Consider the following 24,542-nt stretch of genomic DNA (forward strand, 5'->3'; position numbering starts at 1 on the left):
GGGGACACAACCGGGGACACAACGGACACCCCGGGAAAGGGAGATGCGTCGTGAGCAATGAAAGCCTGGCCAATCTGCTCAAGGAGGAGCGGCGGTTCGCACCGCCTGCCGATCTGGCCGCCGCCGCCAATGTGACTCAGGCTGCGTACGCACAGGCCGACGCGGACCGGCTGGGCTTCTGGGCCGAGCAGGCGCGCCGTCTGACCTGGGACACCGAGCCGACGGAGACGCTCGACTGGAGCAACCCGCCCTTCGCGAAGTGGTTCGCGGACGGCAAGCTGAACGTCGCGTACAACTGCGTGGACCGCCACGTCGAGGCCGGCAACGGCGACCGCGTCGCCATCCACTTCGAGGGCGAGCCCGGCGACAGCCGCTCGATCACCTACGCCGAGCTCAAGGACGAGGTCTCCAAGGCCGCGAACGCCTTGACCGAGCTGGGCGTACAGGCCGGCGACCGGGTCGCCGTCTACCTGCCGATGATCCCCGAGGCGGTCGTCGCGATGCTCGCGTGCGCCCGCGTCGGCGCCGCGCACTCCGTGGTCTTCGGCGGTTTCTCCGCCGACGCCGTCGCCTCCCGCATCCAGGACGCCGACGCGAAGCTGGTCATCACCTCCGACGGCGGCTACCGCCGCGGCAAGCCCACCGCCCTGAAGCCCGCCATCGACGAGGCCGTCGCCAAGTGCCCGCAGGTCGAGCACGTCCTCGTGGTGCGCCGCACCGGCCAGGACACCGCCTTCACCGAGGGCCGGGACGTCTGGTGGCACGAGGTCGTCGAGCGGCAGAGCACCGAGCACGCTCCGCAGGCCTTCGACGCCGAGCACCCGCTCTTCATCCTCTACACCTCGGGGACCACGGGTAAGCCCAAGGGCATCCTGCACACCTCCGGCGGCTACCTCACGCAGGCCTCGTACACCCACCACGCGGTGTTCGACCTGAAGCCGGAGAGCGACGTCTACTGGTGCACCGCCGACATCGGCTGGGTGACCGGGCACTCCTACATCGTCTACGGGCCGCTCGCCAACGGCGCCACCCAGGTGATGTACGAGGGCACGCCGGACACCCCGCACCAGGGCCGGTTCTGGGAGGTCGTGCAGAAGTACGGCGTCACCATCCTCTACACCGCGCCGACCGCGATCCGGACGTTCATGAAGTGGGGCGACGACATCCCCGCGAAGTTCGACCTGTCGAGCCTGCGCGTCCTGGGCTCGGTCGGCGAGCCGATCAACCCCGAGGCCTGGATCTGGTACCGCAAGCACATCGGCGGCGACCGCTGCCCGATCGTGGACACGTGGTGGCAGACCGAGACCGGCGCGATGATGATCTCCCCGCTGCCCGGCGTCACCGAGACCAAGCCCGGTTCGGCGCAGCGCGCGCTGCCCGGAATCGCCGCCACCGTCGTGGACGACGAGGCGAACGAGGTCCCGAACGGCGGAGGCGGCTACCTGGTCCTCACCGAGCCGTGGCCGTCGATGCTGCGCACCATCTGGGGCGACGACCAGCGGTACGTCGACACGTACTGGTCCCGCTTCGAGGGCAAGTACTTCGCGGGCGACGGTGCCAAGAAGGACGAGGACGGCGACATCTGGCTGCTCGGCCGGGTGGACGACGTCATGCTGGTCTCCGGCCACAACATCTCGACCACCGAGGTGGAGTCGGCGCTCGTCTCGCACCCCTCGGTCGCCGAGGCGGCGGTCGTCGGTGCGAACGACGAGACCACCGGCCAGGCCATCGTGGCCTTCGTGATCCTGCGCGGCAGCGCCTCCGAGACGGACACGCTGGTCGCCGAGCTGCGCAACCACGTGGGTGCCACGCTCGGACCGATCGCCAAGCCGAAGCGGATCCTGCCCGTGCAGGAGCTGCCGAAGACCCGCTCGGGCAAGATCATGCGCCGTCTGCTGCGCGACGTGGCCGAGAACCGCGCGGTCGGTGACGTCACCACGCTCGCGGACTCCTCGGTCATGGACCTGATCCAGAGCAAGCTGCCGGCCGCCGGCAGCGAGGACTGAGACACCGGCCGAGATCGGCCGGGACACCGGCTGACACCGGCCGGGACACCCGTACGACACGACGGAAGGGGCATTCGGCGCGCCGCGCCGGATGCCCTTTTCGCACATAAAGTGACGATCACCGGATACGCCCACGCGTACACCCTGTAAAGTATTAGATGGTTAAAGAACTACTCCACAGGGTGCGCCGGGAAGTCTGGTCGGCAACATGCTTCGCCATGCCGTCCAACCCACCCCGGAGGTGCCCCCCGTGGCCGCGCCCAGCCCCACCGACAACCCGAGCCGCAAGCTCCTCGGCCGCCTCTCGCTGCCGGAGCGCCGCTTCGTGGCCGACGCCCTGCGCGCCGAGACGGTCGGCGGCGTCCTGCTCCTCGTGGCCGCGATCGCCGCCCTCATCTGGGCGAACGTGCCCGCCATCTCGGCGAGCTACGACAGCGTCCGCTCCTTCCACATCGGCCCCGCCTCCCTCGGCCTGGACCTTTCACTCCAGCACTGGGCGGCCGACGGCCTGCTCGCCATCTTCTTCTTCGTCGCCGGCATCGAGCTCAAGCGCGAGCTCGTCGCGGGCGACCTGCGCGACGCCAAGGCGGCCGCGCTCCCGGTGATCGCCGCGCTCTGCGGCATGGCCGTGCCCGCGCTGGTCTACGTACTGACCAACGTGCTCGGCAACGGCTCGACGGACGGCTGGGCGGTCCCGACCGCCACCGACATCGCCTTCGCCCTGGCCGTCCTCGCCGTCATCGGCACCTCGCTGCCGTCCGCCCTGCGCGCGTTCCTGCTGACCCTGGCCGTCGTCGACGACCTGTTCGCCATCATGATCATCGCGGTGTTCTTCACCAGCGAGATCAACTTCCTGGCGCTCGGCGGGGCGGTCGCGGGCCTGGTCCTCTTCTGGTTCCTGCTCCGCGTGAACGTGCGCGGCTGGTACGTGTACGTCCCGCTCGCCCTGGTCATCTGGGGCCTGATGTACAACAGCGGCGTCCACGCCACCATCGCCGGTGTCGCCATGGGCCTGATGCTGCGCTGCCACCGCAAGGAGGGCGAGCACCACTCCCCCGGCGAGCACATCGAGCACATGGTCCGGCCCGTCTCGGCCGGTCTGGCCGTCCCGCTCTTCGCCCTGTTCTCGGCCGGCGTCTCCCTCTCCGACGAGTCCATCGGACAGGTCTTCACCCGGCCGGAGCCGCTCGGCGTGGTGCTCGGCCTCGTCGTCGGCAAGACGCTCGGCATCTTCGGCGGCACCTGGCTCGCCGCCCGCTTCACCAAGGCGGAGCTCAATGACGACCTCGCCTGGCCGGACGTGTTCGCCGTCGCCTCGCTCGCCGGAATCGGCTTCACCGTCTCGCTCCTGATCGGCGAGCTCGCCTTCACCGACGACCCCGTCCTCACCGACGAGATCAAGGCCTCCGTCCTGATCGGCTCGCTCATCGCCGCGGTCGTCGCCTGCGTCCTGCTGAAGATGCGCAACCGGAAGTACAAGAAGCTCATCGAGGACGAGGAGCGCGACGAGGACCTCGACGGCATCCCCGACATCTACGAGCAGGACAAGCCGGACTACCACCTGCGGATGGCGAAGATCTACGAGGCCAAGGCGGCGGAGCACCTGCGCAGGGCCGACGAGGTCGCGGCCGGCGTGCGGGAACCGGCGGCCGAGCCGGCGGCCGACGCAGGGGCCGAAGCAGCGGGCGGGTCCAGCGCCGACGGCGGCCGTCCGGCATGATCTGACCTGACGACAGGACAGCCGTCGCAGTCGGACGACAGAGGGAGAGAGCGATGAGCGCAGTGGACCAAGGGGCCCCAGGAGCCGAGCGCACACTCGGCCAGCTGGTCGCCTCGGCCACCGCCGAGATGTCCGCCCTGGTGCACGACGAGATCGCCCTCGCCAAGGTGGAGATCAAGCAGGACGTCAAGCGCGCGGGCATCGGCAGCGGCGCCGCGATCGTCGCCGGCGTGCTCCTCCTCTTCTCGCTGCCGGTGCTGAGCTTCGCGGCGGCGTACGGGATCCACAACCTCGGGCTCGGGCTGGCCTGGTCCTTCCTGATCGTCGGCGTGGCGTTCTGGCTGCTCGCGGCCGTGATCGGGCTGATCGCCATGGCGAAGTTCAAGAAGATCAAGCCGCCGGTGAAGACCATCGCCTCGGTCAAGGAGACGGCGGCCCTCGTCGGCACCGTCAAGCCCCACGCCCGGTCGGTCAGTGACAACGCCGTGGGTGTGGCACGCTCGTCCTCATGACCTCCCCCTCGTCGGATTCCGGCACGTCCGGTACGCCCCCCACCGCCGCCACGGCGGTCCGGATCGCCATCCCCGGCGGGCGAGAAGTGACGCACCGGGACGTGGCGGCCAACGGGGCGCGGTTCCACGTCGCCGAGCTGGGCGACGGACCGTTGGTGCTGCTCCTGCACGGCTTCCCGCAGTTCTGGTGGACGTGGCGGCACCAGATGACCGCGCTGGCCGACGCGGGCTACCGTGCGGTCGCGATGGACCTGCGCGGGGTGGGCGGCAGCGACCGCACCCCGCGGGGCTACGACCCGGCCAACCTCGCGCTCGACATCACCGGGGTCGTACGGTCCCTCGGCGAGCCCGACGCCGCCCTCGTCGGGCACGACCTGGGCGGTTACCTCGCCTGGACGGCGGCGGTGATGCGGCCGAAGCTGGTGCGCCGGCTGGTGGTGTCCTCGATGCCGCACCCGCGGCGCTGGCGGTCCGCGATGCTGTCCGACTTCGGGCAGACCCGCGCCAGCTCGCACATCTGGGGCTTCCAGCGGCCGTTCGTGCCCGAGCGGCAGCTCGTCGCCGACGACGGGGCGCTCGTCGGCGAACTGATCCGCGACTGGTCGGGCCCGCGGCTCCCCGAGGAGGACGACATCGCGGTGTACCAGCGCGCGATGTGCATCCCCTCCACGGCGCACTGCTCGGTCGAGCCGTACCGCTGGATGATGCGGTCCATGGCCCGTCCGGACGGCCTGCAGTTCAACCGGCGCATGAAGCGGCCGGTGCGGGTGCCGACGCTGCACCTGCACGGCTCGCTCGATCCGGTGATGCGCACGCGGAGTGCGGCGGGATCCGGGCAGTACGTCGAAGCCCCGTACCGCTGGCGGCTCTTCGACGGGCTCGGGCACTTCCCCCACGAAGAGGACCCTGCGGCGTTCTCCACCGAGCTGGTCAACTGGCTGAAGGATCCCGAGCCCGACCGCTGAGCCGCACCGCTGAGCCGCACCGCTGAGCCGGACCAGCCGGACCACTGAGTCGACAGCCGCTTATATGACAAGCATTCAATTGCCTGGCGCATAGGCCAATTGGCCGCCCTCAACGCGATTACCGACCTTGGGCCCCGGGCACAGCTCGGAGTATGGGCTGGACGCACGACTACGGTGACACCGCACACGAACGCCGCTCGACGGTCACGCCGGGCACGCACAGGGGGCAGGGCCGCGAAGGCCACGACGACCCCCGACTCGGGATTCCGCGCATCCTGCGCCGGCGGGCCCGCTGGGTCTCCGCCCGGCTCAGGCACCAGCGTACGTAGGCAGGGGCCCCGCAAGGGCTCTGGAAGCCGATGGGGCCACGGGTCCCGGCAGTGCTACGGGAGCCCCTCAAGGCTCCCGTAGGGCTCGAACACTCCCGCAGGGCTCAGAGGGCGCAGCCCTGGCTGCCGACCCGCCGGTCCGCCGTCGCTCCGGTCCGGATGTCGTCGCGGATCTCGTCCACGGTCAGGGCGTAACCGGTGTTGGGGTCGTCGAGGGACTTCGCGAAGACGACCCCGTACACCTTGCCCTCGGGCGTCAGCAGCGGGCCGCCGGAGTTGCCCTGGCGGACCGTCGCGTAGAGGGAGTAGACGTCCCGTCGCACGGTTCCGCGGTGGTAGATGTCCGGGCCCTTGGCGTTGATCCGGCCGCGGACGCGCGCCGCGCGGACGTCGTACGAGCCGTTCTCCGGGAAGCCCGCGACGATGGCGTCGGTGCCGCTCGCCGCGCCCTTGTCGGTGAACTCCAGTGCCGGCGCCTTCAGCTTGGGCACGTCCAGGACGGCGATGTCGCGCTCCCAGTCGTAGAGCACGACCTTGCCGTCGTAGAGCTTGCCCTCGCCGCCGACCTGCACGGTCGGTTCGGCGACCCCGCCGACGACGTGCGCGTTGGTCATCACCTTGCCCGGCGCGAAGACGAAGCCGGTGCCCTCCAGCACCTTGCTGCACGAGGGCGCCGTGCCGACCACCTTCACGATCGACCGCTTGGCGTCCTCGGCCACGGGGCTGCTCGCGAGCAGCGGGTCCGGCGGCTTGACCTCGGTGATCGGCTCGTTGGAGAACGGGCTGAAGACCTGCGGGAAGCCGTTGCGGGCCAAGGTGGAGCTGAAGTCCGAGAACCAGGTGTCCGCCTGCGCCGGGAGCACCCGGTCGATGCCGAGGAGCACCTTGGAGTTGCGGACTTCCTTGCCCAGCGTGGGAAGTGACGTACCGGCGAGCAACGACCCGATCATCCAGGCCACCAGCAGCATCGCCACCACGTTCACCAGGGCGCCGCCCGTGGCGTCGAGTGCGCGGGCCGGGGACCATGTGATGTAGCGCCGGAGCTTGTTGCCCAGGTGGGTGGTCAACGCCTGGCCGATCGAGGCACAGATGATGATGACGACCACGGCGATGACGACGACCGTGGTGGACACCTGGGTGCCGTTGTCGGTGACCCGGTCCCAGATCAGGGGCAGCAGGGACACGGCGACGAGACCACCGCCGAGGAAGCCGATCACCGACAGGATGCCGACGACGAACCCCTGGCGGTAGCCGACGATCGCGAACCATACGGCGGCGAGCAGCAACAGGATGTCCAGCACGTTCACAGGGCCCACCGTCTCATGCGCGCCAGTCGAGCGGGACTTCCCGGGACCGGTCCCAGGGACGCTCCCAGCCGGCGAAGTGCAGGATCCGGTCGATCACTCCGGCCGTGAAACCCCAGACCAGAGCCGATTCCACGGTGAAGGCCGGGCCGTGGAAGCCGCTGGGGTGGACGACGGTGACGCGGTGCTCGGGGTCCGTGAGATCGGCCACGGGCACCGTGAAGACGCGGGCGGTCTCGGCCGGGTCGACCACGCCGACCGGGCTGGGGGCGCGCCACCAGCCGAGCACCGGGGTCACGACGAACTTGCTGACGGGGATGTAGAGCGGCGGCAGCACCCCGAAGAGCTGGACCCCGGCCGGATCCAGACCCGTCTCCTCCTCGGCCTCGCGCAGCGCGGCGCGCAGCGGGCCGGTGGTGCCCGGGTCGCCGTCCTCGGGGTCGAGGGCGCCGCCGGGGAAGGAGGGCTGGCCGGGATGCGAGCGCAGGGTGCCGGCGCGCTCCATCAGCAGCAGCTCGGGGCCGCGGGGGCCCTCGCCGAAGAGGATCAGTACGGCCGACTGGCGGCCGCGGCCGTCCTCCGGCGGCAGGAACCGGCTGAGCTGGGTGGGCCGGACCGTCCGGGCCGCCTCGACGACGGGGTCCAGCCAGTCGGGCAGGCCGTGGGTGTGTAGGTCGATGCTTCCGCGCCGGCCGCCCTGGTCGTACGGGCCCCCGTGCGCGGTGGCTGCGCCGGGCCCGGCGGTGCCCGCCCGGCGGTTCTGCGTGGCCTCTGTCATAGGCACCCCTGTCCGTGCTTCTGCGTTCCCCACGCACCGCAAAACGCGGGGCGGGTACCGATTCGTTCCTTGCGGGTGCGGCTCCGCTGCCGGATACGGCCGGGCTCAGGCGCGGGCGGGCGCCGGGAGGCCCGGGTAGTCCGGGGGCGGGCTCAGGCGCTGGCCGGGCTGGCCGCCCTTCTCGTACTTCAGGAGCTTCGCCGCCTTCTCCGGGTCGGTCTCGCCCTCCCCGTAGGCCGGGCAGAGCGGTGCGATCGGGCAGGCCCCGCAGGCGGGCTTGCGGGAATGGCAGATCCGGCGGCCGTGGAAGACGACGCGGTGCGAGAGCATCGTCCACTCGCTCTTCGGGAAGATCGCGCAGATCTCCGCCTCGACCTTCTCCGGATCCTCCTGCTCGGTCCACTTCCAGCGCCGCACCAGCCGGCCGAAGTGGGTGTCGACGGTGATCCCGGGGACTCCGAAGGCATTGCCGAGGACCACGTTGGCCGTCTTGCGGCCGACGCCGGGCAGCGTCACCAGGTCCTCGATCCGGCCCGGCACCTCGCCGCCGAAGTTGTCGCGCAGCGCGGCGGAGAGGCCGAGCAGGGACTTGGCCTTGGCCCGGAAGAACCCGGTCGGCCGGATGATCTCCTCCAGCGCCTCCGGATCGGCTCCGGCCATGTCCTCGGGGGTCGGGTACGCGGCGAAGAGGGCCGGGGTCGTCTGGTTCACCCGCAGGTCGGTGGTCTGCGCCGACAGGACGGTGGCGACCAGCAGCTCGAAGGGGTTGCGGAAGTCGAGCTCCGGGTGCGCGTACGGGTAGACCTCCGCCAGCTCACGGTTGATCCTGCGCGCCCGCCGCACCATCGCCAGATGGCTCTCCGGCTTCGCCCCGGCCTTCTTGACCTTGCTCTCTGCCATCCCCGAAGGCTACGCCGCACAGCCCTCCGCCCGTGGCCGGACGTGACCTCCGCCCGGCCGGGGTTTCTTGGCCCAAGTTTTGCCCTGAAACGGGGGTGACTGCTCCGGGAGGGCTCCCACCGGGGCATGTTCGCCCACGGCTGAATTTGCTATGGCCGTCACTCCCCCGGACCCCTTGGCCTGTGCTCTCACCGGCCTGTTGGACACCCGGCCGGTCCGGGACACGGCGGCGACGACGGCCCCGGACCTCAGGTAACACCACCCCGATCGGCCTCTCGCCGCACAGCACACCCGTACGTCCGGCATCCTTGTGATGAACGTGATTGATCGCACTGTTTGAGCCGTCCGGCAAAATGGGGGAGCGATCCCCCGGCTGGTCGACATAGGAGAGAGACTCGTGGACGACGTACTGCGGCGTGCCCCGCTCTTCGCGGCGCTCGATGACGAGCAGGCCGCGGAGCTCCGCGCCTCCATGGGCGAGGTGACCCTCGCACGTGGTGACGCCCTGTTCCACGAGGGCGACCCCGGTGACCGGCTCTACGTCGTCACCGAGGGCAAGGTGAAGCTGCACCGCACCTCCCCCGACGGCCGCGAGAACATGCTGGCCGTCCTCGGCCCCGGAGAGCTGATCGGCGAGCTGTCGCTGTTCGACCCGGGTCCGCGCACCGCCACCGCCACCGCGCTGACCGAGGTCAAGCTGCTGGGTCTGGGTCACGGAGACCTCCAGCCCTGGCTGAACGCCCGGCCCGAGGTGGCGACCGCGCTGCTGCGCGCCGTCGCGCGGCGCCTGCGCAAGACCAACGACCAGATGTCCGACCTGGTCTTCTCCGACGTTCCGGGCCGCGTGGCCCGTGCGCTCCTCGACCTGTCGCGCCGCTTCGGCGTGCAGTCGGAGGAGGGCATCCACGTCGTGCACGACCTCACGCAGGAAGAGCTGGCCCAGCTCGTCGGTGCGTCGCGCGAGACCGTGAACAAGGCCCTGGCCGACTTCGCGGGACGCGGATGGCTCCGCCTGGAGGCGCGTGCGGTGATCCTCCTGGACGTGGAGCGCCTCGCGAAGCGGTCCCGCTGACGCTCGTAGTCTCCGTTGAGGGGTCCTGCCCGGTCGGGCGGGGCCCCTTTTCGCGTTTCAACCAGAGGCGTGCGGCCGCAGTGGAGGCACAGTGGACCCATGGAACACAGAGGCCTCGACGCGTACGGGTACTTCGAGCGCGAAGGCGCGCTCGGGCACGTGCAGGCCGAGTTCCGGGGGCTCGTCGCCGCCGCGCGGGAGCGGATCGCGGAGGCGTACGGACGACGGCTGCACAGCGCCTACCTGTACGGGTCCGTGCCGCGCGGCACGGCCCGGCCCGGGCGGTCCGACCTCGACCTGCTCATCGCCCTGCACCACGCACCCGGCGAGGAGGACCGCGACACCACCGGGGCACTGGCACACGGCCTCGACGAGGAGTTCCCGGAGATCGACGGCGTCGGGATCCTGCTGTACGGCAAGGACCGGCTGCTGAGCGAGCAGGAACGATACGACCTGGGCTGGCTCCTCGCCTGCCTGTGCACCCCGCTGCTCGGGGCGGACCTGGCCGAGCACCTGCCCCGCTACCGGCCGGACGGCCTGCTCGCCCGCGAGACCAACGGCGACCTCGCCGGGCTGCTGCCCGGGGTGCGCGAGCGGATCCGGGAGGCGACCACCCCGGAGGAGTACCGCAAGCTGTGCCGGGGCGTCTCCCGGCACCTCGTGCGGACCGGGTTCACCCTCGTCATGCCGCGGTGGGGCGGCTGGACCAGCGACCTCACCGAGTCGGCGGAGGTGTTCGCGCAGTACTACCCCGAGCGCGCCGACCAGATGCGCGCCGCGGCCGCCGCCGCGCTGGACCCGGTCGCCGACCCGGCCGTGCTGCGCGCCTACGTCGAGGACCTCGGGCCGTGGCTCGCGGACGAGTACGCGGCCCGGCACGGGACGAAGACGCCCCGTCCGGCGGGGTAGGCCGTCCCTTTCGGATGAGGCCGCGGCCCGCTCACTCGGGGTTCCCGGGGATCAGCCCGTGCTCCGTCAGGTACTCCAGCTGCGCCCGTACGGACCATTCCGCCGCCGGCCACAGGGACCGGTCCACATCCGCGTAGACGTGGGCGACGACCGCCTCGGGGGTGGTCAGGCCGTTCTCGACCGCCGTCTCGATCTGCGCGAGCCGGTGCGCCCGGTGGGCGAGGTAGAACTCCACCGCGCCCTGCGCGTCGTCCAGGACCGGGCCGTGCCCCGGGAGCACCGTGTGGACCCCGTCGTCGACCGTCAGCGAGCGCAGCCGGCGCAGGGAGTCCAGGTAGTCGCCGAGCCGCCCGTCGGGATGCGCGACCACGGTGGTGCCGCGCCCCAGGATCGTGTCGCCGGTCAGGACCGCCCGGTCGGCGGGCAGGTGGAAGCAGAGCGAGTCCGCGGTGTGCCCGGGCGTCGGAACCACCCGCAGTTCCAGACCGCCCGTGCGGATGACGTCCCCGGCGGCCAGGCCCTCGTCGCCCAGGCGCAGGGCCGGGTCCAGGGCGCGCACCTTCGTCCGGGTCAGCTCGGCGAAGCGGGCCGCGCCCTCCGCATGGTCGGGGTGTCCGTGGGTGAGGAGGGTCAGCGCGACCCGCTTGCCCTCCTTCTCGGCGGCGTCGATCACCGCGCGCAGGTGTACGTCGTCCAGCGGGCCCGGGTCGATCACCACGGCCAGGTCGGAGCCGGGCTCGGAGACCAGCCAGGTGTTGGTGCCGTCGAGGGTCATCGCGGAGGCGTTCGGCGCCAGGATGTTCACCGCGCGGGCGGTGGCGGGCCCGGAGACGACCATTCCGCGGGGCTGGCCGGGCAGGGCGGCGGCGTCGGTCATGCGGAGGCTCCTCCCGGGTGCTCGGGGCCCGGGCTCGCGGCGCCCCGGTCCGCGAGGCGGACGCGCTTGGTGAACTCGTCGTGGCCCGGCCAGCTGAGCACGAGCTCCCCGCCCTCCAGGGTGGCCCGGGCGAGCACCGGGGTCAGGTCCTGGGCCCCGGCAGCGGCGAGGGCCTCGGCGGGGCTCCCGTACGGCTCCAGGGAGCGCAGGGTGGTGATGGTGGGCGGCATCATCAGCAGCTCGCCCTTGTCGTAGCCGGCGGCGGCGTCGGCGGGGCGGATCCAGACCGTGCGGTCGGCCTCGGTGGAGGCGTTGCGGGTGCGCTGGCCTTCGGGGAGGGCCGCGACGAAGAACCAGGTGTCGTACCGGCGCGGCTCGAACTCCGGAGTGATCCAGCGGGCCCACGCGCCGAGCAGGTCGGAACGCAGGACGAGGCCCCGGCGGTCGAGGAACTCGGCGAAGGACAGCTCACGGGCGACCAGGGCCGCGCGGGCGGCCTCCCAGTCCTCGCCGGTGGTGTCGCCGACGACGGTGTCCGCGGACTCGCCCGCGAGCAGGACCCCGGCCTCCTCGAAGGTCTCCCGGACGGCTCCGCAGACGATCGCCTGGGCGGTGGCGGGGTCGGTGCCCATCCGCTCGGCCCACTCGGCACGGCTCGGGCCGGCCCAGCCGATGCGGTGGTCCTCGTCGCGGGGGTCCACGCCGCCGCCGGGGTACGCGTAGGCGCCTCCGGCGAAGGCCATCTCGACCCGGCGGCGCAGCATGTGCACGGCGGGGCCGTCGGGGGTGTCGCGCAGCAGCATCACGGTGGCGGCGCGCCTGGGTTCCGTCGGGGTGAGGGCGCCGTCCGCGAGGGCGCGGATCCGGTCGGGCCACTCCGGCGGGTACCACTGACCTCCGGCGGAGGTCTCTTGCTGACCGTACTGACCATTCGGCATGGCGGGATGCTACGGCCATCCGGGCCGATGTTCGAGGGTTGACCTTGGAGCACCGTTGTACGGGGGCTCGGTCTCGGCCGCGGATGTGCCGCTGCGCGGAGCGGAGTCCCCTACCCGCCCTTCCACCGTTCCCCGGGCTGTGCCCGGACCCCCTGGGGCTCAGCCCCAGACCCCGGTCCACAAACGCCGGACGGCTGGAAGGACGCCGGAGGGCCCGGATCCTGCCCGGCAGGGCGGATCCGGCCCCTCCGGGGCAGACACTGAGCTCAGGCTCCGGGGACCAGTTCGACCTGGATCTCGATCTCGACCGGGGCGTCCAGCGGGAGGACCGCCACGCCGACCGCGCTGCGGGCATGGACGCCCTTGTCGCCGAGGACGGCGCCCAGCAGCTCGCTCGCGCCGTTCAACACGCCCGGCTGGGCGGTGAAGTCGGGGGCGGAGGCGATGAAGCCCACCACCTTCACGACGCGCGCGATCTTGTCGAGGTCGCCGACGACGGACTTCACCGCGGCGAGCGCGTTCAGCGCGCAGGTCGCGGCCAGTTCCTTGGCCTGCTCCGCCGAGACCTCGGCGCCGACCTTGCCGGTGACCGGCAGGTTGCCCTTGACCATCGGGAGCTGGCCCGCGGTGTACACGTAGGCACCCGACCGCACGGCCGGCTGGTACGTGGCCAGCGGCGGGACGACCTCGGGCAGGGTCAGGCCGAGTTCGGCCAGCCTCGCCTCGACGACTCCGCTCATGCCGCCTTCTCCCGCTTCAGGTAGGCCACGAGCTGCTCGGGGTTGTTCGGCCCGGGGACGACCTGGACGAGCTCCCAGCCGTCCTCGCCCCAGGTGTCCAGGATCTGCTTGGTGGCGTGGACCAGCAGCGGGACGGTCGCGTATTCGAACTTCTTGGTCATGGGAGCGAGCGTAGTGCCTGCCGTGCGGGGCCCCGCCACCACCGCCGCCACCCGGGAGGAATTAGGCTCGGGCCCTGTGAGCAGGCTCCAGGTGGTCAGCGGCAAGGGCGGCACCGGCAAGACCACGGTCGCCGCGGCACTCGCGCTCGCCCTCGCACGCGAGGGCAAGCGGACTCTTCTGGTGGAGGTCGAGGGCAGGCAGGGCCTCGCCCAGGTCTTCGGGGCGGAGGCGCTCCCCTACGAGGACCGGAAGATCGCCGTCGCCTCGGGCGGCGGGGAGGTCTACGCGCTCGCCATCGACGCGGAGCGGGCGCTCCTGGACTACCTCCAGATGTTCTACAAGCTCGGCTCGGCCGGCCGCGCCCTCAAGAAGCTCGGCGCCATCGACTTCGCGACGACCATCGCGCCGGGCCTGCGGGACGTGCTCCTGACGGGCAAGGCCTGCGAGGCGGTCCGGCGCAAGGACAAGGCCGGCCGGTTCGTCTACGACCACGTGATCATGGACGCTCCGCCGACCGGGCGGATCACCCGCTTCCTGAACGTCAACGACGAGGTGGCGGGCCTGGCCCGGTTCGGGCCGATCCACAACCAGGCACAGGCCGTCATGAAGGTGCTCAAGTCCCCCGAGACGGCCGTGCACCTGGTGACCCTGCTGGAGGAGATGCCCGTCCAGGAGACCGCCGACGGGATCGCCGAACTCCGGGAGGCGGGCCTGCCGGTGGGACGGGTGATCGTGAACATGGTCCGGCCGCACCACCTCGACGAGGCCGCCCTGCGCGCCGCCTCCGGCGAGCGGCGCTCCGATGTCTCCCGGGCGCTGTCCCGGGCGGGCCTCGGCAGCGCCCGGCGCGGCGGGCTGGCCGAGCGGCTGGTGGACCCGCTGCTCGCGCAGGCCTCGGAGCACGCGAGCCGGGTGGAGCTGGAGCGCACCCAGCGCACCGTACTGGCGGGGCTGGACGTGCCGACGTACGAACTCCCCCTGCTCGGCGCGGGGATGGACCTGGCCGGGCTCTACGGGCTCGCCGCGGAGCTCCGGAAGCAGGTGGGCGAGGAATGAGCGAGGCCCGGACCATGGAGGCGACGATGGACGCTCCCCCGCGGCTGGACGTCGACCGGCTGCTGGACGACCGGCAGACCCGGATCATCGTGTGCTGCGGGGCGGGCGGGGTCGGCAAGACCACCACCGCCGCGGCCCTCGGGGTACGGGCGGCCGAGCGCGGGCGCAAGGTGGTCGTCCTGACCATCGACCCGGCACGCAGGCTGGCCCAGTCGATGGGGATCGACTCGCTCGACAACACCCCGCGCCGGGTTCACGGGGTGGAGGGCGCGAAGGGCTCCGGGGGCGGCGCGGAGGGCTCCGGGGGCGGCGAACTCCACGCCATGATGCTCGACATGAAGCGGACCTTCGACGAGATCGTCGAGGGCCACTCCGACCCCGAGCGGGCGCAGGCCATCCTCGCCAACCCCTTCTACCAGTCCCTGTCGGCCGGCTTCGCGGGCACGCAGGAGTACATGGCGATGGAGAAGCTGGGGCAGCTGCGGGCCCGGGACGACTGGGACCTGATCGTGGTGGACACCCCGCCGAGCCGGTCCGCGCTGGACTTCCTGGACGCACCGGGGCGCCTGGGGTCCTTCCTGGACGGAAAGTTCATCCGGGTGCTGATGGCTCCGGCGAAGGTGGGCGGCCGGGCGGGGATGAAGTTCCTCAATGTCGGCATGTCGATGATGACGGGCACGCTGAGCAAGCTGATGGGTGCCTCGCTGCTGAAGGACGTGCAGACCTTCGTGGCCGCCATGGACACGATGTTCGGCGGCTTCCGCACCCGCGCGGACGCGACCTTCCAGCTCCTCCAGGCTCCCGGTACGGCCTTCCTCGTGGTCTCCGCGCCCGAACCGGACGCGCTGCGCGAGGCCGCGTACTTCGTGGAACGACTGGCCGCGGAGCGGATGCCGCTGGCCGGGCTCGTACTGAACCGGGTGCACGGCAGTGACGCCGAACAGCTCTCCGCGGAGCGGGCGTTGGCCGCTGCGGAGAATCTTGAAGAAGGCCGCATTGTGGATCAGGAGTCCGGGAAAGCTGGACTTCGTGACTCCACGGAGACCGACCCGGAGACCGACCTCGACACGGAGACCGACCCCGATGCCAGGATCGAGCGAGAGACCGGCGCCGACACCGTAGACGCCGTTGGCGCGGACGCCGACGTGGACGCCGATGTGGACGTGATCACTGCAGGACTGCTGCGCCTGCACGCGGAGCGCATGCAGGTCATCGCGCGCGAACAGCGCACGCGTGACCGCTTCACCTCGCTGCACCCCGAGGTGGCGGTGGCCGAAGTGGCCGCCCTGCCCGGCGACGTACACGACCTCGCCGGGCTGCGGGCCATCGGAGAGCGACTCGCGGCCGGGGTTCCGGCCGGAGCGTAGGCGTTCCTACGACGGGTGCCCAGGTGGTCTACCCGGCTGCCGCGTACGTCTCGTACGGAACACCGATCTCCTCATCGTCATCCATGGTGAGGATGCCCGTACTGCGCTCGTACTCCGTGCGTGCGGTTTCGAGCAGTCGCCTCCACGAGGTGACGGTGGGACGCCGGCGCAGCAGCGCACGTCGTTCCCGCTCGGTCATTCCGCCCCACACTCCGAACTCGACACGATTGTCGAGCGCGTCGGCCAGGCACTCGGTCCGCACCGGACATCCGGTGCACACCGCCTTGGCCCTGTTCTGTGCCGCTCCTTGAACGAACAGTTCATCCGGATCGGTAGTGCGGCAGGCTGCCTGCGCACTCCAGTCGGTAACCCAGCCCATCCCGGCGCCGTCCTCTCCCGAATCGAGGCTCCCCCACGGCGGTAGCGGCATATTCACCGCTGCCAGTTGAGGACGTTACGGAAGGTGGGCACAGTGCAACACCCCCGACGGGCCCAATCTTGAATGGTCCGAACGGACTATGGGTAAGCGGCAGATCACCCGACGGAGTGATCCTGCGACATGCCCGACCATTCCGGCGATTTGGGTGAAATCGACGGGGCATGCTGATCACAGGAGGCGAGATTCGGACATGCGTCCACCCCATTCGGGAAGGGTGAAAAACAAGCCGAGGGGTTGATGTCCCACCGCACTGCTGTGACAGTTGGGGACAGCTTAGGCCAAGGCATTCGCGCGTGTCCGGCGAATGAGAACGTAGGCTGCCCTCTATGGGAAAGAAGCGCTCGGGCGGCGGGCTCACGGGGCCACAGCAGGCCGCCAAGTTCCTCGGTGTGTCCGTTCTCTCCGGAGTTGTGCTCGCAGGCATCGCGATCCCGGGCGCCGGCGCCCTGGGGCTCGCGGCCAAGGGCACGGTCGAGGGGTTCGATGAGATCCCGGCCAATCTCAAGACACCTCCGTTGAGCCAGCGCACCACGATTCTGGACTCAGAGGGTGGCTTGATCGCCACGGTCTATTCGCGTGACCGGCAGGTGGTCCCGATCACGGCCATCTCCCCGTACATGCAGAAGGCCATCGTCGCGATCGAGGACTCCCGTTTCTACGAGCACGGCGCGATCGACCTCAAGGGCATCCTGCGTGCGGTCAACCGCAATGCCCAGGAGGGCGGCGCGGCGCAGGGCGCCTCGACGCTGACGCAGCAGTACGTGAAGAACGTCTTCGTCGAGGAAGCCGGCGACGACGAGACGAAGGTGCGCGAGGCACAGGAGAAGAGCCTCGGGCGCAAGATCCGCGAGCTGAAGTACTCGATCCAGGTCGAGGAGGAGCTCGGGAAGCAGAAGATCCTCGAGAACTACCTCAACATCACGTACTTCGGGCAGCAGGCGTACGGCATCGAATCCGCGGCCCAGCGCTACTTCAGCAAGCCCGCCAAGGACCTGACCCTGGACGAGGCGGCGATGCTGGCGGGCGTGGTGCAGTCGCCGAGCCGGTACGACCCGGTGAACGACTCGCAGGAGGCGACGAAGCGCCGCAACATCGTCCTCCAGCGCATGGCCGACGTGAAGAACATCTCGCAGGCCGAGGCGGACGCGGCGAAGGCGAAGCCGCTCCAGCTGAAGGTGACCAAGCCGAAGAACGGCTGCATCACCGCGGTCAAGGGCGCGGGCTTCTTCTGCGACTTCGTGCGCAACACCTTCCTCGACGACACCGCCTTCGGAAAGACCCGCGAGGAGCGGGCGAAGGTCTGGAACCAGGGCGGCCTCACGGTCCGCACGACCCTGGACCCGCAGTCGCAGGACTCCGTCAACGAGTCCATCAAGGACCACGTGGACCAGGACGACAAGGTCGCGACGGCCGTCACCCTCGTCCAGCCCGGCACCGGGCGGGTCCTCGCCATGGGCCAGTCCAAGCCGTACGGCTTCGGCAAGAACGAGACCCAGATCAACTTCTCGGTGGACAAGAAGATGGGCGGCTCGAACTTCGGCTTCCCGACCGGCTCCACCTTCAAGGCGTTCGTCGCGGCCGCCGCCCTCGAAGGCGGGCTGCCGCCGACGAAGATGTACCAGTCCCCGTACGACATGGACTACCCGAGCCCGGTGAGGACCTGCGGCGACAAGCCCTGGGTCAACACCGACCGCGCCAAGGTGGAGAACGAGACCGAGTCCGAGGTCGGCCCTTACGGGATGAAGGAGGCGATGGCTAAGTCGGTCAACACCTACTTCGTGGAGATGATCTCCGAGGTGGGCCTGTGCCCCGTCACCGAGATGACCACCAAGCTCGGCGTGATCCCGGCCAACGGCGCCAAGCTCCCCGAGGTCCCGGCCATCGCCCTCGGCAGTGAGGGCATGTCCCCGCTGACCATGGCCAACGCCTACGCCACCTTCGCCAACCGCGGCGTGTACTGCACCCCGGTCACCATCGAGTCGATCACCGACGCGCACGGCAAGGCCCTGACGGTCCCGAAGTCCAAGTGCGGCCGCGCGATGACCGAGCGGACCGCCGACACCATCAACACGCTGCTGCTCGGCGTGGTCGACTCCGGTACGGGCCAGCAGTCGGGTCTGACCGACCGGCAGAGCGCGGGCAAGACGGGTACCACCGACAGCCGTTACAACGCCTGGTTCGTCGGCTACACCCCGAACATGTCCGGCGCGACCTGGGTCGGCTCCGGCGGCGCCAAGCAGGTGTCGATGGAGAACATCACCATCGGCGGCCAGTACTACGACAAGGTCTTCGGCGGTGGCCTGCCCGGCCCGATCTGGAAGCAGGCGGTCTCCGGCGCGCTCTCCGGCCGCGAGGCCCCGAGCTTCACCACGGTGAACATCCCCGACACCCCGAGCCCGACCCCCGGCGCCAAGCCCAGCGGCAAGCCCAACAAGCCCGGCAAGCCCGGCCGCGACGGCAAGCCCGGCGACGGGCGGCCCGGCGGTGGGACCGCAGCCGGCCCCACCGGCGGGAACACCGGCGGCACGGGCGGCACGGGCGGGGACGACCCGCTCGGCGGGATCACGATCCCGCCGGGGATCATCGGCGGCCGCGACTAGGCGCCGTAGGGTCCGTAGCGAAAAGCAGAAGAGGGCCCCCACCAGATCCGCATCCGGATCGGTGGGGGCCCTCCCTGCTTCCCGTGCGGGAAGCGCGTACTAGGACAGGTGCTTCTTGACGGCGGCGGCGACGCGCCCGCCCTCCGCCAGACCCGCGACCTTCGGGTTCACGATCTTCATCACGGCGCCCATGGCCCGCGGCCCCTCGGCGCCCGCCGCCCTGGCCTCCTCGACGGCCTGCGCCACGATCGCGTCGAGCTCGGCCTCGCCGAGCTGCTTCGGGAGGTAGGTGTCGAGGAACTCGCCCTCGGCGGTCTCCCGCGCGGCCTGCTCGGGACGGCCACCCTGCGCGAAGGCATCAGCGGCCTCGCGGCGCTTCTTCGCCTCCTTGGCGATCACCTTGAGGACTTCCTCGTCGGAGAGCACCCGGGCTTCCTTGCCCGCGACTTCCTGGTTGGTGATGGCGGAGAGGGTCAGGCGCAGCGTGGACGAGGCGAGCTCGTTGCGCGCGCGGATGGCGGTGGTGAGGTCTTCCTGGAGCTTGGCCTTGAGCGTGGTCATGCCCCGAGTCTGCCAGGTACGGGGCCTTTGGCGCCCGCCGGTTTCCCGGCGTGCTTGCCGGGTCTGCGAACATGAGGGCATGCGTGCGCGTTACGGAGTACCCCTGAAGGTCACCGCCGGCATCGCCGCGGCCGGGGCCGCCGGTCTGGCCTATGCCGCCGGTTTCGAAGCGCGGTCCTTCCGCCTGCGCCGGGTCACGGTCCCCGTGCTCCCGCAAGGAATGCGCCCGTTGCGCATCCTGCAGGTCTCGGACATCCACATGGTCGGCGGGCAGCGCAAGAAGCGCGCCTGGCTGCAGTCGCTCGCCGGGCTGCGCCCCGACCTCGTGGTGAACACGGGCGACAACCTCTCCGACACGGAGGGCGTGCCGGAAGTGCTCGACGCGCTCGGCCCTTTGATGGACTTCCCCGGCGTGTACGTCTTCGGCTCGAACGACTACTACGGGCCCCGGATGCGCAATCCCGGGCGCTACCTGATCGAGAAGACCCAGGGCCGGCACGGGCTGAACGGCAACGCACCGGTCGTCGGGGCCGTCCACAACCCGTGGGAGGGCATGCGCGACGCCTTCGACGCGGCCGGCTGGCTCAACCTCACCAACACCCGGGGCCGGCTCAAGCTCGACGGTCTGGAGCTGGCCTTCACCGGCCTGGACGACCCGCACATCAAGCGCGACCGGTACGCGAAGGTCGCGGGCGGGCCGGAGGCGGACGCGGACTTCTCGATGGCGGTCGTCCACGCCCCGTACCTGCGCGTCCTCGAATCCTTCACCGCCGACCGGTACCCGCTGATCCTGGCCGGCCACACGCACGGCGGGCAGCTGTGCATCCCCTTCTACGGGGCGCTCGTCACCAACTGCGACCTGGACACCAAGCGGGTGAAGGGCCTCTCGACGCACGAGGCGCAGGGGCAGCGCGCGTACCTCCACGTATCGGCGGGCTGCGGAACCAACCGCTTCACCCCGGTGCGCTTCGCGTGCCCGCCCGAGGCGACACTGCTGACACTGACCCCGAAGGCCTAATCCGGGCGGTCGCGCCGGGTACGTTGACAGGATGATCACACCCGGCGCACCTGCCGCACCCGGCGCACTCCGCCTCCCGACCGTCGCCTTCCGCGCGCTGATCGCGGCCGCGGCCGTCACCGGCCTGGTCATCGAGTGCGTGTACGGCAGCGTGCCCGTCGTCCTGAGCTTCTTCACGATCTGGACGAACATCCTGGTCGCGGTCGTCTTCGGGCTCTCCGCCTACCGGGTCCACCGCCGCGAGCCGGACGTGGCCCCCTTCTGGCGGGGCGGTGTCCTCCTCTTCATCCTGATCACCGGGCTGGTCTTCCACCTGGTCCTGGCCAACCCGTCGAGCCCCTTCAACGTGCTCGAGGACCTCGACAAGCTCTCCGGGGCGAAGGCCGTCTCCAACCAGCTCCTCCACACGGTCACCCCCGTCGGCGCGGTCCTGGACTTCCTCTTCCTGACCGCCCCCCGCACCCTGCGCCCGCGCTACGCCGCACAGTGGCTGGCGTACCCCCTGCTCTACGTGGCCTTCGCCCTCACCCGCGGCGCCCTGCTCTCCCCCGGCGTCCCGAGCCGGTACACGTACCCCTTCATCGACGCCGCCCAGTACGGCTACGCCAGGGTCGCCCTGAACGCGGCGGTCCTGGGCCTCGCCTTCTACGCCATCGGCCTGGCCCTGGTCGCGGCGGACCGCTACCGCCCGCCGCGCGAAAACCGGATTTCGTCTCCGGCCGAGGGTCCGCTAAAGTAATCGATGTCGCCAGGGCAGCAAGCGCTGCAAGGGTGGACATCGGGGTGTAGCGCAGCTTGGCAGCGCGCTTCGTTCGGGACGAAGAGGTCGTGGGTTCAAATCCCGCCACCCCGACTTCGTAAGACCAGGTCAGGCACCTACTAATCTAGTAGGTGCCTGACCTGTTTCTGTCTGCGTGTCGAACTGAGTGACTACGGGTTCTGCGCGGCCCCGAAGATGCCGTCCATGGCCGTGGCCCCCGTCTGGATCACCGGCCGGATCTGCTTCCGGTAGACCTCCTCCGTGACCGCCGTACCGGAGTGCCCGACCAGCCGCGAGATCTCTTCGAGCGGGACCCCGCTGTCGGAGAGCAGCGACACGAAGCTGTGCCGCAGCTCCCTCGGCGTCCACTCGGCCGCATCGACTCCTTCGGTGCCGGTGATGGCCTGCCTGAAGGCGCGCCGGACGTTGGTGGAGTCCAGCTCGGTGCCCACGGCCGAGGAGAAGACGAGCCCGTGTTCCTGCCACTCCTGCCCCGCTGCCAGCCGATCCCAGCCCTGATCTTCGAACTGCTGCCAGAGCGCGTCGATGCAGCGAGCCGGGAGCGCGATCGTGCGCCGGGACTTCTTCGTCTTGGTGTCCCCACCCGTCCGGACCGATCGCCACACGGCGATGTGGGGAGGTACTGGCGGGATGGCACCCGGGTCTCCCTTCAGGAAGACGTGGTCCCAGGTGAGGGCCCGCAGCTCCTCTGTCCGGGCGCCGGTGAGCAGAGCGAGCACGATGTAGGCGTGCGCGGACGTGCCCGCGGCTGACCTGAGTACGGACTCGGCCTGGGCCAGCGTGAGCGCCTTCGACGGCCGGCCGGGCTGACCGGTCGGAATGGCGCACAGCTCCACGATGTTCCGCTTCACCTTGTCCCGGACCATGGCCCGCTTCACCGCGCGGTTCAGGCAGGAGTGGACCGCCTGAAGTGTCCGCGTACTGAGCAACTGAGCCTTCTGCATCAGCCACTTGTCGATGTCCTCGCCACTCAGCTCGCGGAGCTTGCGGGCGCCGAGGGCGGGAATCACGTGATTCCGAGCGAGGGACGTGCAGGTTTCCAGGGTGTTTTGGTCCCGGCCGGCCAACCCGTACAACAGCCAGTCGTTCACGGCGTCCGCCACGGTGTAGTTGGTCGGTGCGATGGCGAGCCCATCTTCGTGATCTCGCAGCACCTCCTTGAGCTTGGCCTTCGCTTCGGTCTTCGTCCGGCCGCTGCCACGCTTCACGATGCGTTTGCCGCTCGGGTCGAATCCGAGACTCACGCTGGCGATCCAGCGCTGCCGCCGCTCATCCCAGTGGAGGCCGCCGTCCCCTCGACTTCTGCGCTTGGTCACGACTGACCTCCCGCTTCGTGCTCCAACAGCGCGACGTAGTCGGCAATCGCGGAAGCCGGGACCAGGCGCGTACGCCCTTCCTTGACCGTCCGCAGACGGCCCGTGCGGATCAGTTCGTAGATGACGGTCCGACTGATCCCCAGCACCTGGACGGCATCGACTACGCGGTACAGGACCGGCGCAGCGTCGAACCTGCGGAAGGTCATCGTGGTCATCGCTCCCCCTCGAAGTCGTCGTTCAGGTCAGCGAGCGCTTCACGGGCCGACTCGCGGTTCGTACGGATGCCGCTGGCGATCGTCGCGGCGAGCCAGGATTCACCGGGGGTGTGTCCGTGTCCGGCATAGGTCCAGTGCGCGAGGACGAGCGTGGAGCCCTCCGGGGAGTCGTCCGGGTCGGGCAGGCCGCGTTCACGGCGCTCTTGATCGGCGCGGTAGTCCGCGCGGACCTGGCGGAGGGCCCCGAGGGTGGTGGAGTAGGCGCGGGACTTGGTGGAGAAGTGACCTCGGAAGCCGAGCATGTGCGACCAGCGCGCGAGCAGCCGGTCCGGGTAAACGGCGTCGAGTGCCCAGCAGGCTTCGATCAGGCGCCGCGTGTGGCCAGGCAGGTGGAGTTTCTCAACCTCGGCGAGTTCCCCGATCCGGCGGTCGGACGTGCCGGTGGTCTCGGCGGCCTTGGTCGCGTACTTCGCGACGTACGAAGCAACCGCGGCTTCGGTCAGGTCCTCATGCCCAAGCCCGCCGATCGGCTGGACATCGATCTGCGTCCCCCATCGGAGGCTGCGGGCGGCGAAGTCTCCGGAGGCGGGGACGTTCACGGCGACTCGGCCGGCGGCGGCCCGGATCGCGTCATCGAGCAGGGCGACCGAGGCCCACGAAGGCGGGGCGGTCTCGGGTCCGTCCGGTCCGTCGAGGCGGACGACCATGTGGAAGTGGACGGCGCCGCGCTTCTGGAACTCGGCGACCTTCCCGAACGAGACACGGCAGCAGTCGGCCAGGGCCCGCTGTGACAGTCCGGAGCGAGCAGCGATCTCCCGGCGGAGGTAGATCGTGAAGCGCTGCCAGAGCTGCCCGGCGAAGTTGTTCCACAGGACCGCGCCCGCGTAGTCGTACCTCTCAGGGTTCAGCGCCGTACCGAGCATCGCGTCTGTCTCGGCGTGGGCGACGCCGCAACGGCAGCGACCGGAGGACGGGCGGTTGTGGACCGGGCCGAACGACGGGGCTGTCAGGGTGGCGAAGACCCGAGGGTGTGAACGGACGGTCACCGGGATGTCCCTACGCTCGTCACCCGTGATCCCGGCCCGGATCAGGTGGTAGGTATCTCCCGCGTACGTCCAGGCGCAGGAAGGGCAGCGGGAGGCTCGCCGGTTGCCGCATGCGATCCGCAACCGTCCACCGGGCTCAGCAGCAGTCGAGTAGGAGTACAGGACGTCCCCGGTCCGGCGATCCCGCGTCACGGTCTGCCCGGACAGGTGGATCGGGTCCGAGCAGCCACCGGTGCGGCGGATCTGATCCTGCCAGCGATCGAATCCCGGGTCGGAGGCGACGCGCAGGAGATCAGCGAGGGTCAGAGGGTCGGTGCCCACAGCCGCCGCCACATCAGCAACGGCGGCCGGGGAAACAGGCAGGTGGGTCACCGGCGCCGCCTGCCCGCGTTCCAGATCTTCAAGTCCTTGCAGGTGGCGGTGCCATCCACGATGCGACCGTGCAGAGCCTGGCTGAACTCGCCTGCCTGGCGCTTGGCTTCCTCGTACGCGTCCAGGTCGGCGTTGACGTCGTCCTCGCGGTCCTTGCGGCTGAAGATCCCCATCACGCCACCGCCCCAACGGTGTGGGAGAGCGGGGCACCGGTCGTCCAGTCGAAGGCCAGGAAGCGCGGGCACAGGGTGTCGCCGTCGTGCGTGAGGATCATGCAGTCGTCTACTCGGACGTAGTGCCACCCCCTGATGTCGGCGCCGCAGCCGATGCACGGCGACGGGATCACCTCCGCGTCATCCCTGCGGGACAGCGGCGCGGATAACGGAGCGGGACGCGAAACAACCAGCTTCACGGGCATGATGGAAGCTCCCTCTTGCAGGGACGAAGGGGAGCGGCGTATCTGCTTGGCGGTAGGGCGCCGCTCACCCGGGGACGTGACCAACTTGGCTAGCCTTGTTGCTCACATCTCTAAGTTAGGGAGCGTGGCTAGCCATGTCAA

24 protein-coding genes and 1 tRNA gene are annotated in these 24,542 nt (G+C 70.4%); 12 read left to right on the top strand and 13 right to left on the bottom strand.

The features are described 5' to 3' along the window. Window positions 1-50: 50 nt before the first annotated feature. From acs to ACE1OC_RS18690, 4 genes are all read left to right on the top strand, one after another. Window positions 51-2,006, top strand: coding sequence for an acetate--CoA ligase (gene acs, locus ACE1OC_RS18675; RefSeq protein ID WP_407837954.1), 1,956 nt, complete (start codon window positions 51-53; stop codon window positions 2,004-2,006). A 208-nt stretch (window positions 2,007-2,214) separates the two neighbouring features. Continuing rightward, complete coding sequence (nhaA, locus tag ACE1OC_RS18680) at window positions 2,215-3,726, top strand: Na+/H+ antiporter NhaA (protein ID WP_407837955.1); 1,512 nt, start codon at window positions 2,215-2,217, stop codon at window positions 3,724-3,726. 53 nt (window positions 3,727-3,779) lie between these two features. After that, window positions 3,780-4,238: a phage holin family protein gene (locus ACE1OC_RS18685; RefSeq protein WP_250745370.1), complete on the top strand. Its 459-nt coding sequence runs from the start codon at window positions 3,780-3,782 to the stop codon at window positions 4,236-4,238. After that, window positions 4,235-5,203 (top strand): alpha/beta fold hydrolase, encoded by a 969-nt coding sequence (locus tag ACE1OC_RS18690; RefSeq protein ID WP_407837956.1) that lies wholly within the window; start codon window positions 4,235-4,237, stop codon window positions 5,201-5,203. The genes ACE1OC_RS18685 and ACE1OC_RS18690 overlap by 4 nt, the downstream gene beginning before the upstream one ends. A gap of 433 nt (window positions 5,204-5,636) precedes the next feature. On the opposite strand, the gene ACE1OC_RS18695 is transcribed toward ACE1OC_RS18690, so the two are convergent. From ACE1OC_RS18695 to nth, 3 genes are all read right to left on the bottom strand, one after another. Further along, complete coding sequence (locus ACE1OC_RS18695) at window positions 5,637-6,839, bottom strand: MarP family serine protease (protein WP_407837957.1); 1,203 nt, start codon at window positions 6,837-6,839, stop codon at window positions 5,637-5,639. Window positions 6,840-6,852: 13 nt separating this feature from the next. After that, window positions 6,853-7,614 carry an NUDIX hydrolase gene (locus ACE1OC_RS18700; protein ID WP_407837958.1) on the bottom strand — a complete coding sequence of 254 codons (762 nt, stop codon included), beginning with the start codon at window positions 7,612-7,614 and terminating at the stop codon, window positions 6,853-6,855. A 105-nt stretch (window positions 7,615-7,719) separates the two neighbouring features. Further along, window positions 7,720-8,514 carry an endonuclease III gene (gene nth, locus ACE1OC_RS18705; protein WP_407837959.1) on the bottom strand — a complete coding sequence of 265 codons (795 nt, stop codon included), beginning with the start codon at window positions 8,512-8,514 and terminating at the stop codon, window positions 7,720-7,722. A gap of 397 nt (window positions 8,515-8,911) precedes the next feature. Here nth and ACE1OC_RS18710 point away from each other — a divergent pair, with 397 nt between their 5' ends. Then, window positions 8,912-9,586, top strand: a complete 675-nt coding sequence (locus ACE1OC_RS18710; RefSeq protein WP_003981529.1) for a Crp/Fnr family transcriptional regulator — start codon at window positions 8,912-8,914, stop codon at window positions 9,584-9,586. Between the two features lie 99 nt (window positions 9,587-9,685). Then, on the top strand, window positions 9,686-10,495 hold the full coding sequence (locus ACE1OC_RS18715; RefSeq protein WP_407837960.1) for a nucleotidyltransferase domain-containing protein: 810 nt from the start codon (window positions 9,686-9,688) through the stop codon (window positions 10,493-10,495). Window positions 10,496-10,526: 31 nt separating this feature from the next. On the opposite strand, the gene ACE1OC_RS18720 is transcribed toward ACE1OC_RS18715, so the two are convergent. The 4 genes from ACE1OC_RS18720 to ACE1OC_RS18735 all read right to left on the bottom strand — a co-directional run bounded on the left by ACE1OC_RS18720 (window position 10,527) and on the right by ACE1OC_RS18735 (window position 13,211). Then, the gene (locus ACE1OC_RS18720; RefSeq protein WP_351372700.1) at window positions 10,527-11,372 is read right to left on the bottom strand and encodes an MBL fold metallo-hydrolase; all 846 of its coding nucleotides are present in this window, start codon (window positions 11,370-11,372) and stop codon (window positions 10,527-10,529) included. Then, window positions 11,369-12,310 (bottom strand): NUDIX hydrolase, encoded by a 942-nt coding sequence (locus ACE1OC_RS18725; RefSeq protein WP_407837961.1) that lies wholly within the window; start codon window positions 12,308-12,310, stop codon window positions 11,369-11,371. The genes ACE1OC_RS18720 and ACE1OC_RS18725 overlap by 4 nt, the downstream gene beginning before the upstream one ends. Before the next feature lie 266 nt (window positions 12,311-12,576). After that, complete coding sequence (locus ACE1OC_RS18730) at window positions 12,577-13,050, bottom strand: RidA family protein (RefSeq protein WP_250745361.1); 474 nt, start codon at window positions 13,048-13,050, stop codon at window positions 12,577-12,579. Further along, the gene (locus tag ACE1OC_RS18735; protein WP_112447450.1) at window positions 13,047-13,211 is read right to left on the bottom strand and encodes a DUF4177 domain-containing protein; all 165 of its coding nucleotides are present in this window, start codon (window positions 13,209-13,211) and stop codon (window positions 13,047-13,049) included. The genes ACE1OC_RS18730 and ACE1OC_RS18735 overlap by 4 nt, the downstream gene beginning before the upstream one ends. Before the next feature lie 76 nt (window positions 13,212-13,287). On the opposite strand from ACE1OC_RS18735, the gene ACE1OC_RS18740 reads away from it, so the two are divergent. After that, window positions 13,288-14,268 (top strand): ArsA family ATPase, encoded by a 981-nt coding sequence (locus ACE1OC_RS18740; RefSeq protein ID WP_407837962.1) that lies wholly within the window; start codon window positions 13,288-13,290, stop codon window positions 14,266-14,268. Beyond that, on the top strand, window positions 14,265-15,635 hold the full coding sequence (locus ACE1OC_RS18745; protein ID WP_407837963.1) for an ArsA family ATPase: 1,371 nt from the start codon (window positions 14,265-14,267) through the stop codon (window positions 15,633-15,635). The genes ACE1OC_RS18740 and ACE1OC_RS18745 overlap by 4 nt, the downstream gene beginning before the upstream one ends. A 28-nt stretch (window positions 15,636-15,663) precedes the next feature. Here ACE1OC_RS18745 and ACE1OC_RS18750 read toward each other — a convergent pair whose 3' ends face one another. Next, the gene (locus tag ACE1OC_RS18750) at window positions 15,664-16,014 is read right to left on the bottom strand and encodes a WhiB family transcriptional regulator (protein WP_250745358.1); all 351 of its coding nucleotides are present in this window, start codon (window positions 16,012-16,014) and stop codon (window positions 15,664-15,666) included. Between the two features lie 386 nt (window positions 16,015-16,400). On the opposite strand from ACE1OC_RS18750, the gene ACE1OC_RS18755 reads away from it, so the two are divergent. Next, window positions 16,401-18,674 carry a transglycosylase domain-containing protein gene (locus tag ACE1OC_RS18755; RefSeq protein WP_407837964.1) on the top strand — a complete coding sequence of 758 codons (2,274 nt, stop codon included), beginning with the start codon at window positions 16,401-16,403 and terminating at the stop codon, window positions 18,672-18,674. Between the two features lie 99 nt (window positions 18,675-18,773). Here the strand turns inward: ACE1OC_RS18755 and ACE1OC_RS18760 are convergent, their stop codons facing one another. Continuing rightward, complete coding sequence (locus ACE1OC_RS18760; protein WP_399381154.1) at window positions 18,774-19,235, bottom strand: GatB/YqeY domain-containing protein; 462 nt, start codon at window positions 19,233-19,235, stop codon at window positions 18,774-18,776. Between the two features lie 79 nt (window positions 19,236-19,314). Between ACE1OC_RS18760 and ACE1OC_RS18765 the strand changes: the two genes are divergently transcribed. The 3 genes from ACE1OC_RS18765 (at window position 19,315) to ACE1OC_RS18775 (ending at window position 21,106) form a co-directional block, all read left to right on the top strand. Then, complete coding sequence (locus ACE1OC_RS18765; RefSeq protein WP_407837965.1) at window positions 19,315-20,253, top strand: metallophosphoesterase; 939 nt, start codon at window positions 19,315-19,317, stop codon at window positions 20,251-20,253. 31 nt (window positions 20,254-20,284) lie between these two features. Continuing rightward, window positions 20,285-20,992 (top strand): Pr6Pr family membrane protein, encoded by a 708-nt coding sequence (locus tag ACE1OC_RS18770; protein ID WP_407837966.1) that lies wholly within the window; start codon window positions 20,285-20,287, stop codon window positions 20,990-20,992. A 40-nt stretch (window positions 20,993-21,032) separates the two neighbouring features. Then, window positions 21,033-21,106: transfer RNA gene (locus tag ACE1OC_RS18775), tRNA-Pro, on the top strand. 77 nt (window positions 21,107-21,183) lie between these two features. Here ACE1OC_RS18775 and ACE1OC_RS18780 read toward each other — a convergent pair. From ACE1OC_RS18780 to ACE1OC_RS18795, 4 genes are read right to left on the bottom strand one after another with little or no spacing between them, the layout of a single operon-like run. Continuing rightward, window positions 21,184-22,350: a tyrosine-type recombinase/integrase gene (locus ACE1OC_RS18780; protein WP_407837967.1), complete on the bottom strand. Its 1,167-nt coding sequence runs from the start codon at window positions 22,348-22,350 to the stop codon at window positions 21,184-21,186. Then, window positions 22,347-22,565: a helix-turn-helix domain-containing protein gene (locus ACE1OC_RS18785; protein WP_407837968.1), complete on the bottom strand. Its 219-nt coding sequence runs from the start codon at window positions 22,563-22,565 to the stop codon at window positions 22,347-22,349. Before ACE1OC_RS18785 ends, ACE1OC_RS18780 begins: the two co-directional genes overlap by 4 nt. Then, the gene (repSA, locus tag ACE1OC_RS18790; RefSeq protein WP_407837969.1) at window positions 22,562-23,983 is read right to left on the bottom strand and encodes a replication initiator protein RepSA; all 1,422 of its coding nucleotides are present in this window, start codon (window positions 23,981-23,983) and stop codon (window positions 22,562-22,564) included. The genes ACE1OC_RS18785 and repSA overlap by 4 nt, the downstream gene beginning before the upstream one ends. Continuing rightward, on the bottom strand, window positions 23,980-24,156 hold the full coding sequence (locus tag ACE1OC_RS18795) for a hypothetical protein (protein ID WP_407837970.1): 177 nt from the start codon (window positions 24,154-24,156) through the stop codon (window positions 23,980-23,982). Before ACE1OC_RS18795 ends, repSA begins: the two co-directional genes overlap by 4 nt. Between the last annotated feature and the right edge of the window lie 386 nt (window positions 24,157-24,542).

Source organism: Streptomyces stoeckheimensis (assembly GCF_045822005.1).
In the GTDB taxonomy this organism is placed as follows: domain Bacteria; phylum Actinomycetota; class Actinomycetes; order Streptomycetales; family Streptomycetaceae; genus Streptomyces; species Streptomyces stoeckheimensis.